The organism is Pseudidiomarina aquimaris (assembly GCF_003987395.1).
In the GTDB taxonomy this organism is placed as follows: domain Bacteria; phylum Pseudomonadota; class Gammaproteobacteria; order Enterobacterales; family Alteromonadaceae; genus Pseudidiomarina; species Pseudidiomarina aquimaris.
The window spans coordinates 88,016-103,923 of record NZ_PIPT01000002.1 but is presented as its reverse complement, the minus strand read 5'-3'; the positions used below and the strand labels follow the sequence as shown (position 1 = coordinate 103,923).

Annotated in this window: 13 protein-coding genes and 1 pseudogene; 13 read left to right on the top strand and 1 reads right to left on the bottom strand. The window is 53.2% G+C overall.

The genetic code is table 11. From position 1 onward, the window contains the following. Positions 1–51 precede the first annotated feature (51 nt). A pseudogene (locus tag CWE21_RS13575) lies at positions 52–1,740 on the bottom strand (putative bifunctional diguanylate cyclase/phosphodiesterase); the annotation flags it as partial. Here CWE21_RS13575 and CWE21_RS13535 point away from each other — a divergent pair. The 13 genes from CWE21_RS13535 to CWE21_RS03390 all read left to right on the top strand — a co-directional run bounded on the left by CWE21_RS13535 (position 1,699) and on the right by CWE21_RS03390 (position 15,907). Then, positions 1,699–1,827 carry a hypothetical protein gene (locus CWE21_RS13535; protein WP_276567300.1) on the top strand — a complete coding sequence of 43 codons (129 nt, stop codon included), beginning with the start codon at positions 1,699–1,701 and terminating at the stop codon, positions 1,825–1,827. The pseudogene CWE21_RS13575 and the gene CWE21_RS13535 sit on opposite strands and share 42 nt — an antisense overlap. 497 nt (positions 1,828–2,324) lie before the next feature. After that, the gene (mraZ, locus tag CWE21_RS03445; protein ID WP_126833078.1) at positions 2,325–2,783 is read left to right on the top strand and encodes a division/cell wall cluster transcriptional repressor MraZ; all 459 of its coding nucleotides are present in this window, start codon (positions 2,325–2,327) and stop codon (positions 2,781–2,783) included. Continuing rightward, complete coding sequence (gene rsmH, locus CWE21_RS03440; protein WP_198675057.1) at positions 2,780–3,730, top strand: 16S rRNA (cytosine(1402)-N(4))-methyltransferase RsmH; 951 nt, start codon at positions 2,780–2,782, stop codon at positions 3,728–3,730. Before mraZ ends, rsmH begins: the two co-directional genes overlap by 4 nt. Further along, entirely contained in the window at positions 3,720–4,037 is a 318-nt protein-coding gene (gene ftsL / locus CWE21_RS03435) for a cell division protein FtsL (protein ID WP_126833076.1), read from the top strand. The genes rsmH and ftsL overlap by 11 nt, the downstream gene beginning before the upstream one ends. Next, positions 4,028–5,779 carry a peptidoglycan D,D-transpeptidase FtsI family protein gene (locus CWE21_RS03430; protein ID WP_126833075.1) on the top strand — a complete coding sequence of 584 codons (1,752 nt, stop codon included), beginning with the start codon at positions 4,028–4,030 and terminating at the stop codon, positions 5,777–5,779. Before ftsL ends, CWE21_RS03430 begins: the two co-directional genes overlap by 10 nt. Beyond that, a complete protein-coding gene (gene murE, locus CWE21_RS03425) occupies positions 5,776–7,266 on the top strand; it encodes a UDP-N-acetylmuramoyl-L-alanyl-D-glutamate--2,6-diaminopimelate ligase (protein ID WP_241970211.1) in 1,491 nt (496 codons plus the stop codon). The genes CWE21_RS03430 and murE overlap by 4 nt, the downstream gene beginning before the upstream one ends. After that, a complete protein-coding gene (locus tag CWE21_RS03420; protein WP_126833074.1) occupies positions 7,259–8,692 on the top strand; it encodes a UDP-N-acetylmuramoyl-tripeptide--D-alanyl-D-alanine ligase in 1,434 nt (477 codons plus the stop codon). Before murE ends, CWE21_RS03420 begins: the two co-directional genes overlap by 8 nt. Next, entirely contained in the window at positions 8,686–9,768 is a 1,083-nt protein-coding gene (mraY, locus tag CWE21_RS03415) for a phospho-N-acetylmuramoyl-pentapeptide-transferase (protein ID WP_126833073.1), read from the top strand. Before CWE21_RS03420 ends, mraY begins: the two co-directional genes overlap by 7 nt. 18 nt (positions 9,769–9,786) lie before the next feature. Next, complete coding sequence (gene murD / locus CWE21_RS03410) at positions 9,787–11,160, top strand: UDP-N-acetylmuramoyl-L-alanine--D-glutamate ligase (protein WP_241970210.1); 1,374 nt, start codon at positions 9,787–9,789, stop codon at positions 11,158–11,160. Then, positions 11,153–12,421, top strand: coding sequence for a cell division protein FtsW (gene ftsW, locus CWE21_RS03405; protein WP_126833072.1), 1,269 nt, complete (start codon positions 11,153–11,155; stop codon positions 12,419–12,421). Before murD ends, ftsW begins: the two co-directional genes overlap by 8 nt. Then, positions 12,418–13,482 (top strand): undecaprenyldiphospho-muramoylpentapeptide beta-N-acetylglucosaminyltransferase, encoded by a 1,065-nt coding sequence (gene murG / locus CWE21_RS03400; protein WP_126833071.1) that lies wholly within the window; start codon positions 12,418–12,420, stop codon positions 13,480–13,482. Before ftsW ends, murG begins: the two co-directional genes overlap by 4 nt. Next, entirely contained in the window at positions 13,479–14,978 is a 1,500-nt protein-coding gene (murC, locus tag CWE21_RS03395) for a UDP-N-acetylmuramate--L-alanine ligase (protein ID WP_126833070.1), read from the top strand. Before murG ends, murC begins: the two co-directional genes overlap by 4 nt. 8 nt (positions 14,979–14,986) lie before the next feature. After that, positions 14,987–15,907, top strand: a complete 921-nt coding sequence (locus tag CWE21_RS03390) for a D-alanine--D-alanine ligase (RefSeq protein ID WP_126833259.1) — start codon at positions 14,987–14,989, stop codon at positions 15,905–15,907. Position 15,908 lies beyond the last annotated feature (1 nt).

Below are 15,908 nucleotides of genomic sequence, written 5' to 3'. Positions count from 1 at the left end.
AAAGCCTTGTTGGAAATGACAGCCCTTGTCTTTTAAGAAATTGGCTTGGGCTGCTGTTTCAACACCTTCCGCAATAATGTCCATATCCAATGTATGTGCGATGCGCAGTAATGCTTCGACTAGAGCTGTCTGCTGACGGCTATGCGGCACATCCCGTAAGAAGCCACGATCGATTTTAATCACATCTATCGGGTAGGAGCGTAAGTAATTCAGACTTGAATAACCCGTGCCAAAGTCGTCAATGGCAAGGTGCACACCCGCTGCTCGCAAGCGCTTAAGATTAAACAACTGACGCTCTTTGTTGCGCATCAGCATCGACTCGGTAATCTCAATCATCAATTTATCCGCAGGCATGCCACTGGCGTCGAGGGCAGACAGCCAATTCATGGCGACATCTTTATCATTAAACTCACGTGGCGAGCGGTTGATGGCAATAGTGAAATCGAAGCCGGCGTCACCCATGACGCGCCAATCCTCGAGGATCTGCGCCATGACAAACTCACCTAGGGCAATAATCGAGCCGGTTTTTTCGGCAATCGGAATAAATTCGCGGGGCGAAATTTCACCACGCTCAGGGTGTTGCCAACGAATCAACGCTTCACAGCGTTTAACGAGCCCTGTTGCAGTTTCTATGACGGGTTGATATTCGACGTGGAATTGGTCTTGATCTAGTGCGTTGATCATTTCGTGGTGCAGCGCAATATGCTGCTCGGTGCTGCGACGTAACTCTTCGTCGAAGAAAGAAACGCTCAGCGAACCGGTTGATTTAGCTGCATACATTGCAAGTTCAGCACATTTGATCAGCTGTTGCGCTTCGACCGCATCGGTAGGGAACATCGAGATCCCAACACTGGCGGTTATATTAATGTGGTTTTGCTGAATATCGGCGGTATTCATAAGCGAGTGAACGAGCGCTTTGGCGCTACTTTCCGCAACATGAGGGCCATCCAGGTCACTCAAAACCAGCGCGAACTCGTCGCCGCCGACACGGGCAAGTAAATCACCGGGGTTTAATTCCTTACGGATCCGTTCTGCGACATGTTGCAGTAACCGGTCACCGATGTCGTGACCCAGAGCATCATTAATGTCGCGCAAATGGTCGAGATCGAGCATAACCAAGGCGAAATTTTGCTCGTGTTTATGGGCATGCAAAATTTTTCGCTCGAGCTGTTGCTGAAAATACTGACGGTTCGCAAGCTCCGTAAGCGGGTCGAACCGTGCTTGAAAGCTAATGGTATGGACGGCACGACGTAAACGGTGTTGGGTGAAAATAAGAATGGCAAAGGCAAACACGATGACAGCCGTTAGCATCGAGCCAATAAGCCAAATTTTACCGAGCTCATGTTGCGGCGGTAACCAACCACCGTGGCGCGGTGCCACTGAGAGTTGCCAAACATCGCCCGGTACTCTTAGTTGCGTCGTCATCGGATCGCTGTTTAACACATCGAGACTACCTGCGATGGCCGAAGCCGTTGCGTTAAGCTCTTGGCGTTGGAGCAGGAATTGGTATTCGGGATGATCGTAAAACTCTACAGCATTAAATAAGTGTTCGTGGTTGATGACGAGAGACGCTATCCCCCAAAAAGCTCCATCGGGTTGGAAGATCGGTAAGCGCGCAATAAAAGCTTTGCCACCCTGCAGTAGATCGACCGGGCGGCTTAATAGTACGTCTTGGCTGGCGATGGCACGGAGAATCTCATGGTACTGTTCGGATATCTCGCGGTAATCAACACCAATCAACTGCTCATTGCCTTGGCTTGGGTAGATAAAACTGATGCGCAGATCGGGAGCAAGGGCGAGATGGCTGATATCAAGATCAGAGCTTAAAAATTCGTTGATGACATTTTGCAGGCGTTCCCGGTCGGGCGTATCTTGCCACAGAATTTCCGGTTTAAGTGCCCGCATCACTAAAACATTCGCTTGGATACGTTGCTCAATGCTCGCGCGCATGGAACTGAGGTGCTCGAATGCACGGCGCTTTTCGGTTTCGACGGTTTGACTACGTTCATTAGCGACAACCAGCGCGACAGCGAAAAGCATGGCAGCAGTAATCAGAAATAATCCAACAAGGTCACGGAACAGCCGCAAGCGCGCCTGACGCGGCGTCATCGGTTGGGAACCCTTAGTTAAGTAGCTGATTAATTTAACCAATTGTTTGTGCTTTTATTTTTGTTATCTGTTGCTAAAGCATCATCTGTCACATTGACGCATGCGTCAACCCCTGTCGCACACCGCAAACTACCTATTTTTTCTTGACAGTGGGAAAGATCGGCACCTAGACTGTCACATTGTGGGGATTTGTGGGTAATAGTGGATCAAATTTTATGTTTCGTGGTGCAGCAGCATTAAGTCTAGATGATAAAGGCCGCCTGGCGATACCGACCAAGTATCGCAAGAGCCTTATGCTGGACTGCGATGGGCAAATGGTCTGCACGATCGATATCAAACAACCGTGTTTACTGCTTTATCCATTGCCAGAATGGCAAATCATTGAACAAAAACTTACCACCTTATCCAGCATGAACCCCGCAGAGCGTCGTCTCCAGCGCCTGTTGCTAGGCCACGCCGAAGACTGCCAGATGGACAAAAATGGCCGTATCTTGATCGCTCCAACCCTGCGTCAGCACGCAGATTTGGAGAAAAAGATCATGATCATCGGTCAGTTGAATAAGTTCGAACTCTGGTCTGAAGCGGCATGGCACGAGCAGGTTGCCACTGACATGGCAGCGGAACAACAAGACGACTTGGCACTTAGTGAACGACTACAAGACTTCTCATTATAATGACAAAAGCGCCGCAACATGTCTCGGTGCTGTTACAGGAGTCGCTTGAGGCTCTTGCCATCAGACCAGACGGAATTTATCTCGATGCCACCTTCGGAAGAGGGGGGCACTCGCGTGCAATTTTGGCGCAACTGAATGCTGACGGCCGTTTATACGCACTGGATCGCGACCCCACCGCGATTGCAGCGGCGCAGGCATTGGCAGATGACCCCCGCTTTACCATTATCCACACGCCCTTTTCGCGTCTTGACGACGTGCTAGATGCGCAGCAATTGCGCGGCAAAATCGACGGAATCCTATTTGATCTTGGTGTCTCATCCCCACAACTCGATGACGCCGAACGTGGCTTTAGCTTTATGCGCGAAGGGCCATTGGACATGCGAATGGACACCAGTCGTGGCGAAACCGCTACCGAATTCTTACAGCGCGCTAGTGCTGACGAAATAGCTTTCGTGCTTCGAGAGTATGGTGAAGAGCGCTTTGCTTGGCGCATTGCGCAAGCGATTGTGCAGCAGCGTGATGAAGTTCCACTCGAAACGACAAAACAGCTAGCTGACTTAATCGATAAGGCGGTGCCGTTTAAAGACAAACACAAACATCCAGCGACCCGCAGCTTTCAAGGTATTCGTATTCACGTGAATGGCGAATTGGAAGAAATAGAACAGGCGTTAAGCGCTGCAGTCAGTGGGCTCAAGCCCCATGGCCGCTTAGCCGTCATCAGCTTCCACAGTCTCGAAGACCGCCTTGTGAAACGCTTCATGCGTGCGCAAAGCAAAGGCAAACCCATCCCCGCCGGCTTGCCGCTGCGTGATGACCAAATCGATCGCGGGCAAACGGTTCGTTTGATAGGAAAAGCACACAAGCCCAGTGCTGAAGAGATTCGTGCCAATCCGCGGGCGCGTAGTTCGGTGTTGCGCGTGGCAGAGAGGTTAGCTTATGACGACTAGTCGCGTACCTAGCCTATTAACTGTTTTGTTTAGCGATCTGCGCCGGCAGAAGCTGGTGTTGTTGCTATTTGTCTGCATTATCGCAACTGCGTTTGCAGTGATTTATGTCGCGCACGCAAACCGTCTATTGACGATTGAGCGTGATGACCTACTTTCGCAACGCGACCAAATTGATATTGAATGGCGCCACTTGCAAATCGAACAAACCGCGTTGACTGAGCACAGCCGCGTCGAGCGTATCGCAAGTCAACGATTGGGAATGGTGCGCCCCGAAGGTGAACAGGAGGTGCTGATCCCATGGCAGTAACTCCACGCAAACGAGGTAATCGTAAAGTTGTGCAGCCGCACTTAGGGCAAGGTCGTTTCTACTTTGCTCTGTTTGTGGTGTTTGGTGTGTTTGCCAGCTTGGTAGCACGTGCTGCCTACATTCAAGTGGTGGAACCGGAACAGCTCATTTATGAAGGTGATCGGCGTTCACTGCGCGTCGATCCGACCGAAGTGCAACGCGGTACTATCGTCGACCGGCATGGGCGTGAGTTGGCGGTCAGTGTACCGGTGCAAACAGTTTGGGCTGATCCTAAACGTATCCATGAAAAGCAAGGTTTAGCTAATCGTGAACGCTGGCTGGCGCTTGCTGAAGTGTTCCGCACCGATGTCGATGAACTGCTGGCACGCGTTGAAGATCCAGCGCGTCGCTTTGTTTACCTTGAGCGGAAAGTGACGCCAGCGGTTGCCGACTATGTGCGCCAACTAGGCATTCCAGGTGTGTATTTAAAAACTGAGTCGCGGCGTTTCTACCCAGTGGGTGAAATCGCTGCCCACTTGGTTGGTTTTACTGATATCGATGGCCGTGGCATTGAAGGGCTTGAAGCGGCCTATAACGAGGTTCTTACAGGGAAGCCGGGAGAGCGGCTGTACCGCAAGGATGCACAAGGACGGGTTGTTGAGGAAGTGCGCGTCACTGCCGCCGAACAACCACAACAATTAACGCTAAGTATTGATCAACGTTTGCAATCACTGGCCTATGCCGAGTTAAAAAAAGCCGTGCGCTATCACCAGGCAACCTCGGGCTCAGCAGTGATTGTCGATGTTGACACTGGCGAAGTGCTGGCGATGGTCAACAGCCCGTCCTTTAACCCTAACAACCGTGCGGACCTACAACCGCACCGTATGCGTAACCGCGCCATCACGGATGCCTACGAGCCTGGCTCGACTATGAAGCCTTTGGTTGTGTTAGCAGGGCTAGAGGCTGGAACCATCAGCAAAGACGAGGTTATTGATACGAGCCCCGGTTGGATGCGCATCGGCGGACGTCGCGTGAGCGATCCGATTAACCGTGGTGAGCAAACCATTACCGAGATTTTACAGAACTCCTCCAACATGGGGTCGTCCAAGATTGCGCTACGCACAGGCGTAGAGCAACTGCTGGCGACCTATGCCGCAGTCGGCCTTGGCAACGACACAGGAATTGGCATGATTGGAGAAAGTTATGGGGTGCTCCAGCATCGCACCCGTTGGTCAGACTTCGAAATCGCGACCCTCTCATTTGGCTACGGCCTAACAGCAACTACTTTACAGTTAGCGCAAGCCTATAGCGTTATCGCAAACGGCGGCGTCTATCGTCCGTTAACCATTCAGCGTCGCGCGGAAGGCAATTTAATGCCGGGCACGCAAGTGGTGAAACGAGAAAACGCTGAAGCTGTATTACATATGCTCGAGCAGGTGGTAGCCGACGGTAGTGCGAAAAATGCGCGGGTACCGGGCTATCGCGTCGCTGGTAAAACCGGTACTGCACGTAAAGCGGTCGCTGGTGGTTACGGTGACGAGTACGTGACCTTGTTTGCCGGCGTAGCGCCGGTAAGTGACCCGCGTATTGCGGTGGTGGTAACGGTTAATGAACCGGGTGGTGATGATTATTACGGCAGCACCGTTTCGGCACCCATTTTTGCTGAAATCGTTGGCGATGCCTTACGTGCTTTGAATATTCCGCCCGACCACCTTGAAGATACGCAACTGCGTGTGGCTGGTTTCGCAGGAGGTGCACAATGATGACCTTACTGCAGCTGTTGCCGGACTACCCGCTAACCTTACCAACCTTGAGTATCGGTGGACTTAAATTAGATAGCCGTACGGTCGCCGCGGGCGACGCTTTTGTGGCAGTGCCGGGCTACCAAGTTGATGGGCGTGATTTTATTGACGCGGCGATTGCGGCCGGTGCCAGCGTAATCTTGTCCGAGTCGGATGGTTACGGCGTGAGTACACATGACGGCGCCACAGTCATTGAAGTACCGCATCTCAAAGAACAGTTATCTGCGCTCGCGGGTCGCTTTTTCGGCGAGCCATCGAAAGCCATGCAAGTGGTGGGCGTAACCGGGACGAACGGCAAAACTTCTGTGACCTATTTACTCGCTGAATTGTTACAAGCCTGCGGTATGAAAGCCGGAGTGATCGGCACGACAGGTAGTGGCTTCCCCGGTGCGTTATTACCAGAAAGCCACACCACCCCCGACCCGATTGCCGTACAGCAACGTTTGGCTGCTTTGTATAGCGAGGGTGCCGAAGTCGTGGCGATGGAAGTGTCGTCACACGCATTAGTGCAGCGCCGCGTTGAAGCGGTCAACTTTGCCGTTGGCGTGGCAACGAACATCAGCCGCGATCACTTAGATTATCATGGCACCATGGCGAACTATGCCGGAGCCAAGCGCCGTTTGTTTACCGACTTAGCGACCGCCAAGGCAGTGTTGAATACTGATGATGCAGCGCTGAACGCTTGGTTGCCTGATCGACCCGACGCGTGGCGCTTTAGCCTACAGCCGCAGCAGCACGAGCACTGTGTCTATGCTGACGCAATTGAGTATCAAGATGCCGGTACCAAGTTTCAGCTGTCGGTTCCCATCAATGGCCAGCGACAGCAGCTCAGTGTAGCGTCACCGCTGCTTGGCGAGTTCAACGTTTATAACTTAATGGCGGCGCTTGTCGCGGCGGCGCAACTGGGTTTGCAATGGCCAGAACTGTGCGCGGCAGCAAGCAAGATAAAGCCTGTACCTGGGCGCATGGAAGCCTTCCACAGCGCTGGCAAACCATTAGTAATTGTTGATTACGCACACACCCCTGATGCGCTGCAGCAGGTCCTCACGGCATTACGCCGACACTGCCAGGGACAACTCTGGTGTGTGTTTGGCTGTGGTGGCGATCGTGACCGCGGTAAACGTCCACAAATGGGCGCAGTGGCTGCGGCCAATGCCGATCGCGTGGTGGTCACTGACGATAACCCACGCACTGAAGATCCGGCGCACATAGTACAGGATATTCTCGCTGGCATGCCGCGCGACGACGCAAAAATTAGCGTCATCGCTGGACGCCGAGAGGCGGTCGAGCAGACACTTCAGCGTGCCAAAGCGAATGATGTGGTGGTGTTGGCCGGTAAAGGTCATGAAGATTATCAAGTCATTGGCCATGAGCGGGTCGCTTATGACGAACGCGCAATTGTGGCGCAATTAATGGCAGCTCCAGTTGTGGGAGGCGCACATGATTAAGACTGATTTGCAGTGGATTTGTCGCGCAGTAGACGGCCAGTTGTTCGGTGAAAATTGCACTATCACCGAGGTCAGCACCGATACCCGCAACCTACCTGAGGGTTGCTTGTTTATCGCCTTACAAGGTGACAATTTTGATGCCCATGACTTTGTTGCTGATGCGGTCGCCAAAGGCGCCAAGGCGTTGCTGGTTGAGCGCAAGGTGGAGTTGCCTGGCGCGCAGGTGCCGCAAATTGTGGTGCAGAACACGCGCCACGCATTAGGTTTACTAGGCGCCGCAGTAAAAGCCAGCGTGCAGCCCAAAACCATCGCTATCACTGGCAGTAGTGGAAAAACGACAGTCAAAGAAATGCTGGCGGCTATTTTACGCACGCAAGGTAATGTGCTGGCCACAGCGGGTAACTTTAATAACGACATTGGCGTACCACTGACGCTGTTGCGGCTTACGCCAGAACACGATCTCGCCATTATTGAACTCGGTGCCAATCATCAAGGTGAAATTGGTTACACCACGCGCTTAACCCAGCCAGATGTCGCGATTATTAACAACGTAGCGCCGGCTCACGTTGAGGGCTTCGGCAGCGTGCACGGCGTATTCCGCGCCAAGACTGAGATTTTTAAAGGGCTCAATGCCGACGGCTTGGCGCTGACGCCGATTCGCTCGGAGTTCGCTCCTTGTTGGCAAAAGCAAATCACCCATTGTAAGCACCTGACTTTTGGCCAAGATCCGGCTGCGCCAATTTACGCCACTGACGTAGAGGTCGATGCGCAAGGCTGTGCAGCATTCACAGTGCATCTGAACGAAGCCTTAACTGGTACGGCGCAAAGCGCTGAAATTAAGCTCAATCTGCCAGGTTTACACAACGTTGACAATGCACTAGTAGCCATTGCGGCTGCGCTTGCGGTAGGTTGTCCGCTCGCTGACGCACAACAAGCTTTAGCGGCGCTTACCCCGGTACCTGGACGCATGCATGTGTTGCCATTGAGCACAGAAATCAAACTGATTGATGACAGCTACAACGCCAATGTCGGTTCGGTAAAAGCGGCGCTAGATATGTTGGGCGTGTACCAAGGCTTACGCATTATGGTACTTGGCGATATGGGCGAGCTGGGTGAGCAGGCGCGGCAATATCATGAAGAAATTGGCGCCTATGCGATTCAAGCTGGTATCGACAACTTATTTACCTTGGGTGTATTGAGTCAAAGCGCTAGTGAAGTGTTTAACGGGCGCGGCGGCAAGCATTTTTCCGACCTCGATGCGCTAGTGAACGAGATTATTGCGACGACCCAACGGGCAGCAACGCCAATCACGATTTTGGTGAAAGGCTCGCGCAGCGCGCACATGGAGCGCGTGATTGACGCATTAAAGGCCCGTACCGATGAATTACATCCAAGCCTAAACGCAGAAGGAACCCAAGCATGCTAGTTTGGCTTGCTGAGTATTTAACGCAATTTGCGACCGGCTTTAATGTCGTGTCGTACTTGACCATGCGCGCCATCTTAAGTGTGCTTACCGCGCTGCTCATCGCTTTATGGATGGGGCCACGCATGATTCGCTACTTGCAACGGTTACAAATTGGGCAAGCGGTGCGTGATGATGGCCCGCAAAGTCATTTGAGTAAGTCAGGTACACCGACCATGGGTGGCTTACTGATCATTGCCGCCATTGTGCTTTCAACCTTGCTTTGGGCCGATTTGTCCAACCGTTACGTGCAGGTCGTGCTGGGCGTCGTGGTTGGTTTTGGCTTGGTGGGCTTTGTCGATGATTACCGCAAGGTCGTGCAGAAAAATTCGCGTGGTTTGCCCGCCAAGTGGAAATATTTCTGGCAGTCAGTGATTGCCACGGTCGCGGCGGTTTTCTTATATGCCAACGCTACGGTTGGCGCCGAAACACAACTACTGGTGCCGTTCTTTAAGGACATAATGCCGCAGTTGGGCATGCTTTATATCTTGCTGGCCTACTTTGTGGTTGTGGGAACCAGCAACGCCGTGAACCTTACCGATGGCCTCGATGGTTTGGCAATTGTACCGACCATTATGGTCGCTGGCGCTTTAGGTATCTTCGCCTATGCCTCGGGTAACGTGAACTTTGCCGAATATTTGAATATTCCGCATTTACCACTTTCAGGTGAACTATTGGTGGTCTGTACCGCCATTTGTGGCGCGGGTTTAGGCTTTCTTTGGTTTAACACCTACCCAGCGCAAGTTTTCATGGGCGATGTCGGCTCACTTACGCTTGGTGCTGCGCTTGGCATCATTGCTGTGATGGTTCGCCAAGAATTGATTTTATTCATTATGGGTGGTGTGTTCGTAATGGAAACGGTATCGGTGATGTTGCAGGTCGGTTCATTCAAGCTGCGCGGCAAACGCGTGTTTCGTATGGCGCCGATTCACCATCACTATGAATTGAAAGGTTGGCCAGAGCCACGGGTTATCGTGCGCTTCTGGATTCTGTCATTGGTATTCGTGCTGATTGGTCTAGCGACCTTGAAGTTGCGCTAAGAAGCGTTAGGAGTTGAGTTGAGCTATCTTGCAGCGTTACACACATATGATTTAGTCGGCGTGGTCGGTCTCGGCCAGTCCGGTATGTCGTGTGTGCGTTTCTTATTACAGCAAGGTATTCAACCGTTAGTGTTCGACACCCGCGAGGCACCGCCACAAGCGGCGCAATTAGCTGAACTTGACGCCGATATTGAACTTCACTGTGGGTCACTCGACCTCGGTGTGCTGCTGGCCTGCGATCTGTTGGTGGTGAGTCCAGGCCTTGATTTGCGAATGCCGGCTCTGCAAATGGCGCGAGATGCAGGAATTCCATTGGTCGGCGACACGGATATTTTCGCTCAGTATGCCAAAGCGCCAGTACTCGGTATCACTGGCTCGAACGGTAAATCAACGGTCACGCAATTGACCGGAGACCTGCTGGCAGCGGCAGGTAAAAAGGTTGCGGTTGGCGGTAATATTGGGGTGCCGATGCTCGATATTCTGGCCGCCGACGTCGACGTTTATGTATTGGAGCTCTCGAGCTTCCAACTCGACACCATGCACGACCTTGAGTTGCATGCCGGTGCGTTACTGAATATTAGCGACGACCACTTGGATCGTTATTACAGCCGCGAGGCCTATGCGGCAAGTAAACAGCGTATCTATCAAAAAGCTGGGCAGGGTATTTGGAATCGTGAGCAGCGCAGCACCGCACCGCAACGCTTGCCGCTAGCACAGCAGCTCAGTTTTGGCAGTGATGTGTCAGAGCAAGAGCGTCCGGGCCTGTTTGGCTTAAGCGAAGATGTGCAAGCGCCTGCGATAGAATTTGCTGGGCAGCAATTACTGCGCGCCGACGAGCTTCAGCTTGCCGGCTTGCATAACCTGTTGAATGCCCAAGCGGCCTTGGCACTTGTCCACTCGCTTGGGATTGAATTCAGTGCGCCGGTATTAGAGTGCCTACGTCAGTTTCGTGGCTTGCCACATCGCTGTGAACTCGTCGCTGAATCCGCCGGCGTGCGTTGGGTTAACGACTCGAAGGCAACCAATATTGGTGCCGCTGAAGCAGCGATACAAGGGTTGCGCCCGTTAGTTAAAGGGAAGTTGATTCTTATCGCTGGTGGTGACGGCAAGGGTGCCGACTTTAGCACTTTCAAAGACGCGTTGCGCCTGGTCGACGAATTAATCGTCCTGGGCCGCGATGGTGCACGTATCGCGCAGCACCACAAGGTCGTCACCGCGGTCAAAGACTTACGCGAAGCGGTCCAAGTTGCCGCGGCAAAAGCAATACCTGAAAGCACGGTGTTGCTGGCACCCGCATGTGCCAGCTTAGATATGTTCAGTAACTACCAAGAGCGTGGTGAGCGTTTTAAAGCTGCGGTCGAAGCACAAGTTGCGGAGGTGGCGCATGGCTGAACTAGCAAAACGCCGCGAACAGCAGCTTGAACTCGGTATTCAATCCGAAAGTAACGAGCGCAGCAGTTGGGAAAAGCTCCGCGACTGGTGGTTGCCAGTCGAACATGTACTCTACGACCGAACTTTGGTGTGGCTCGCGTTTGGCTTGCTGGCGTTCGGTTTTGTGATGGTCAGCTCGGCTTCTTTCCCAATTGCTGAACGTCTGACCGACAACCCATTTCATTTTGTCATTCGTCACAGTATGTATCTGGCGTTAGGGATTGGCCTGCTGGCGACCGTGGTGCAGATCCCCGTCGACTGGTGGATGAAAGGGAGTTATGCGCTGCTGTTTGGAGCCTTGGGTGCGTTGTTGCTGGTATTGATTGTCGGCCATGAAGTAAATGGCGCGCGTCGTTGGATTAAAGTTGGCCCAATGACGCTGCAAGTGGCCGAAGTCGCGAAACTTTGCTTCTTGGTTTACCTGAGTAGTTACTTGAAGCGGTACATGAACTCGGTACAGGAAAATCTGCGCGAATTCATTAAGCCCTTGGCAGTGATGTCCATTTTCGCTGTGCTACTGCTGATGCAACCCGATTTTGGCTCGGTCGCCGTTATGGTCAGTATTGCCATTGGCATGTTGTTCTTGGCGGGGGCGCGTTTATGGCAATTCTTCGCCATGCTAATTGCGTTAGCTGCAGTGCTGACGTTATTGATCATCCAAGAGCCGTATCGGATGAAACGGGTCACCTCATTCCTCGATCCTTGGCAAGATCCGTTCGGTAGTGGTTACCAATTGACGCAATCGCTGATGGCTTTCGGCCGCGGCGACTGGTTAGGTCAGGGCTTGGGCAACAGTATTCAAAAACTCCAGTATCTGCCTGAGGCGCATACTGACTTTATTATGGCTGTGGTAGGCGAAGAGCTTGGTTTCGTGGGCATTATCGGTGTGCTCTTAGCGGTATTTGCGATTGTCTTGCGGGCGCTTTGGATTGGCCGCCGCGCATTGCGTACCAATGCGAGCTTTGGCGCTTTTATTGCCTACGGTATCGGTATTTGGTTTGCCTTTCAGGCCCTGGTCAACATTGGTGCTGCAGCGGGGATGCTGCCGACCAAAGGTTTGACCTTGCCGTTGATTTCCTATGGTGGCACCAGCCTTTTGGTTAGTTGTGTCGCCCTTGGTTTGCTGTTGCGTATCGATTATGAGGTGCGCGTGGCAACCATCAAAGTCGCTCGTGGGGTAGGTAAAACTGCGAGCGCGCGACGTCGGAGGGTGCGCACATGAGTCATATCGTGATTGCTGCAGCTGGAACCGGCGGACATGTGTTTCCAGCGCTTGCCGTAGCCGAAGAGCTGCGCGCACGCGGATACCAGATTACTTGGCTCGGCACCACCGAGCAGCGCCTTGAGGCACGCGTGGTTCCCGCCGCGGGCTTCGAGTTGAAACAGATAAGCATGCAGGGCTTACGCGGTCATGGACTGTTGCGCAAGCTAGTGATGCCGCTGCGGATGATGAAGGCTATTGGACAGTGCCGCAAAGTTTACCGCACGAATAAAACCGCGTTAGTGGTGAGTTTTGGGGGGTATGTGTGTGGCCCAGCAGGCTTGGCGGCGAAAGCTGCCGGTATCCCGCTCTTGGTACATGAGCAAAATGCCGTTGCTGGGATGACCAACAAAATGCTGGCGCGCTTTGCACAACAGGTGATGGTCGGTTTTTCCGGCGCACAACAGCAGTTACCGAATGCCGAAGTGGTAGGTAATCCGTTGCGCGCCGATTGGGCGCAGCCAGCGCAGCGCAAAGCACATGACAAAATACGTTTGTTAGTAGTCGGTGGCAGCCTAGGCGCACAGGCGCTGAACCAAGCCGTACCGCGAGCGATTCAACAGCTTGCGCGGGGCGCTGAACTCGAAATTTTACATCAGTGTGGGCAGGGCCGGGTGGCGGAAGTCGAACAAGCCTATGCCGACAGCGGTGTGGTGGAACTTAAAGTCGTCGAATTTATCGAGGCTATGCATGAAGCCTATGCCACGGCCGACATCGTTATTTGTCGAGCAGGGGCTTTGACCGTAAGCGAGTTAGCAGTCGTTGGGACGCCGGCCATATTCGTACCGTTACCACATGCGGTCGACGACCATCAAACCGCGAATGCGCGGGAGTTGGCTGATGTCGGTGCCGCGGTCGTGTTACCGCAAACGCAATTACAAGAAATTACGCCGTTAGTTGAAATTTTACAGCAGTGGTTGGCGCAACCGCGTCAACTTGAACAAATGCGCGCGCAGGCAGCAAAAGCCGCGCGGCCCAATGCCACCCAAGCGGTGGTAGAAAAATGTGAGCAGTGGTTATGAGTGCAGCAACAATGACAACAACGCCTTTTACTGTGGTCAGCGTGCCAGAGATGCGTCGGGTACGGCGTATTCATTTTGTCGGCATCGGCGGCGCGGGCATGGGTGGCATTGCTGAAGTATTGCTTAACCAAGGCTACGAAATTAGCGGCTCTGACCTAGCTGAAAACGCCAACACCAAGCGTTTACAAGAGCTCGGCGCAACCGTGTTTATCGGGCATGCGGCAGCGAATGTTGAAGGTGCCGATGTGATTGTGGTGAGCTCCGCAATTCGAGCCGACAATGAAGAATTAGTGGCGGCTAAAGCAGCCTTTATTCCGCAGGTACGCCGTGCGGAGATGTTGGCTGAGCTGATGCGCTTCCGACACGGCATCGCGGTTGCCGGTACGCACGGTAAAACAACCACGACTTCACTCTTAGCCAGTGTCTTTGGTGAGGCAGAGCTTGATCCGACCTTCGTGATTGGCGGTCTACTCAACAGCGCTGGCAGTAATGCCCGTTTAGGTTCGAGTAAGTATCTGATTGCTGAAGCGGACGAGTCTGATGCGTCGTTCTTGCATCTGCAGCCCATGGTTGCCGTGGTGACCAATATTGAAGCGGACCACATGGACACCTACGGCGGCGACTTTAACCGGCTGCTTGATACCTACATCGACTTTTTGCACAACCTGCCGTTCTATGGCTTGGCGGTAATGTGCATCGATGACCCAGTCGTGCGCGAATTATTACCGCGTGTGGGGCGTCAATTATTAACTTATGGCTTTAGCGAAGATGCTGATGTACGCGCAAGTGATTATCGTCAAGCCAGTGGCCAGAGCCACTTTACCGTGCATCGTAAAGGTCACGAGCCGCTCGCCGTAACGGTCAATTTACCGGGCCGTCATAATGTTTTGAATGCACTTGCGGCGATTGCGGTAGCGACTGACGAAGGCATCGATGATGAGGCCATTCAGGCGGCATTGTTGCAGTTCGGTGGTATCGGCCGTCGCTTTCAATTGCTCGGTAACTTTGCCAGTGAGCGCGACAATGCGCGTGGCGAAGTGATGCTGATTGACGATTACGGACATCACCCAACCGAAGTAGCAGCGACCATTGCTGCTGCGCGAGCGGGCTGGCCAGAGCACCGTATCGTGATGGCGTTTCAGCCGCATCGCTTTTCGCGGACTCGCGATCTGTATGACGATTTCGTTTCCGTGCTATCGGAAGTAGATGTGCTGTTGTTGCTTGATGTCTACAGCGCCGGCGAGGCCCCAGTGCAAGGTGCAGACAGTCGCGCGCTAGCCAAGTCGCTGCGCATGCGCGGCAAAGTCGAACCTATTTACGTGGGCGACCGTGGTGAACTCATGCGGGTATTAGCTGACATCTTGCAACCGAACGATATGTTGTTGGCGCAAGGTGCCGGCAATATTGGTGCGATTGCACGTGATCTCGCCGCAACAGAATTACAGCCTGACGCATTGCGTGAAGCGGGTCAGGCGTTTAAGGAGGCGCAGCTATGAGTGCAGCCTTGAACGCACAAGATTTTGGCAAGGTCGCGGTGTTGCTGGGCGGTGATTCAGCAGAGCGCGAAGTGTCATTGCGCTCAGGCCAGGCAGTGACCAAAGCGCTACGTAATGCTGGTGTGGATGCGCACCCATTTGATCCTGCGCATAATCCGCTGGCAGAACTTAAAGAACAAGGCTTTATTCGCGCATTTAACGTGCTGCACGGCCGTGGTGGTGAAGATGGCACGATTCAGGGCGCCTTGCATTATTTGGGTGTTCCGTACACCGGAAGTGGCGTGTTAGCGTGCGCGTTAGCGATGGATAAAGTAAAAACCAAGCAGGTGTGGCAAGCCGCAGGTTTGCCGGTGGCTCGTAGTGTCGTGGTACGCCGTGGTGAGCAGCTCGCTTTTGACAAGTTATTGGCCGAGCTTGGTGGCAAAGTAATGGTCAAGCCAGCACAGGAAGGCTCTAGCATTGGTATGAGCTCAGCCGACTCCGCCGCTGGACTAGAAAAAGCGGTAGCTTTGGCGCATCAATTTGACGCCGAAGCACTTTTAGAGAGCTGGTTGAGTGGTCCGGAATATACCGTAGCGATTTTAGGTGAGACTGCCTTGCCAGCGATTCGCTTAGAAACGACGCATGAATTTTATGACTACGACGCCAAATACCAAGCCAACGATACCCAGTATCACTGCCCCGCTGGACTATCGGAAGTCGAAGAAAAAGCGCTGCGTCAGTTAGCCGAAGCAGCATTTCGCAGTCTTGGCGGTAAAGGCTGGGGACGCATTGATGTGATGTGCGATAAGCAAGGCAATTATCGCTTGCTTGAGGCCAATATGGTACCGGGGATGACCGAGAAAAGCTTGGTACCGATGGCCGCCAAGGTAGCTGGATTGAGTTTTGAGCAGTTAGTGGTCGAAATACTGCGCCATAGCGTGAGTTAGT

Excerpts from the sequence above, each read along its gene's own strand:
- mraY (WP_126833073.1), top strand. The coding sequence starts at position 8,686 with ATGCTAGTTTGGCTTGCTGAGTATTTAACGCAATTTGCGACCGGCTTT.
- ftsL (WP_126833076.1), top strand. The coding sequence starts at position 3,720 with ATGACGACTAGTCGCGTACCTAGCCTATTAACTGTTTTGTTTAGCGAT.
- murC (WP_126833070.1), top strand. The coding sequence starts at position 13,479 with ATGAGTGCAGCAACAATGACAACAACGCCTTTTACTGTGGTCAGCGTG.
- ftsW (WP_126833072.1), top strand. The coding sequence starts at position 11,153 with ATGGCTGAACTAGCAAAACGCCGCGAACAGCAGCTTGAACTCGGTATT.
- CWE21_RS13535 (WP_276567300.1), top strand. The coding sequence starts at position 1,699 with ATGGTACTGTTCGGATATCTCGCGGTAATCAACACCAATCAACTGCTC.
- CWE21_RS03420 (WP_126833074.1), top strand. The coding sequence starts at position 7,259 with ATGATTAAGACTGATTTGCAGTGGATTTGTCGCGCAGTAGACGGCCAG.
- mraZ (WP_126833078.1), top strand. The coding sequence starts at position 2,325 with ATGTTTCGTGGTGCAGCAGCATTAAGTCTAGATGATAAAGGCCGCCTG.
- murG (WP_126833071.1), top strand. The coding sequence starts at position 12,418 with ATGAGTCATATCGTGATTGCTGCAGCTGGAACCGGCGGACATGTGTTT.
- CWE21_RS03430 (WP_126833075.1), top strand. The coding sequence starts at position 4,028 with ATGGCAGTAACTCCACGCAAACGAGGTAATCGTAAAGTTGTGCAGCCG.
- murE (WP_241970211.1), top strand. The coding sequence starts at position 5,776 with ATGATGACCTTACTGCAGCTGTTGCCGGACTACCCGCTAACCTTACCA.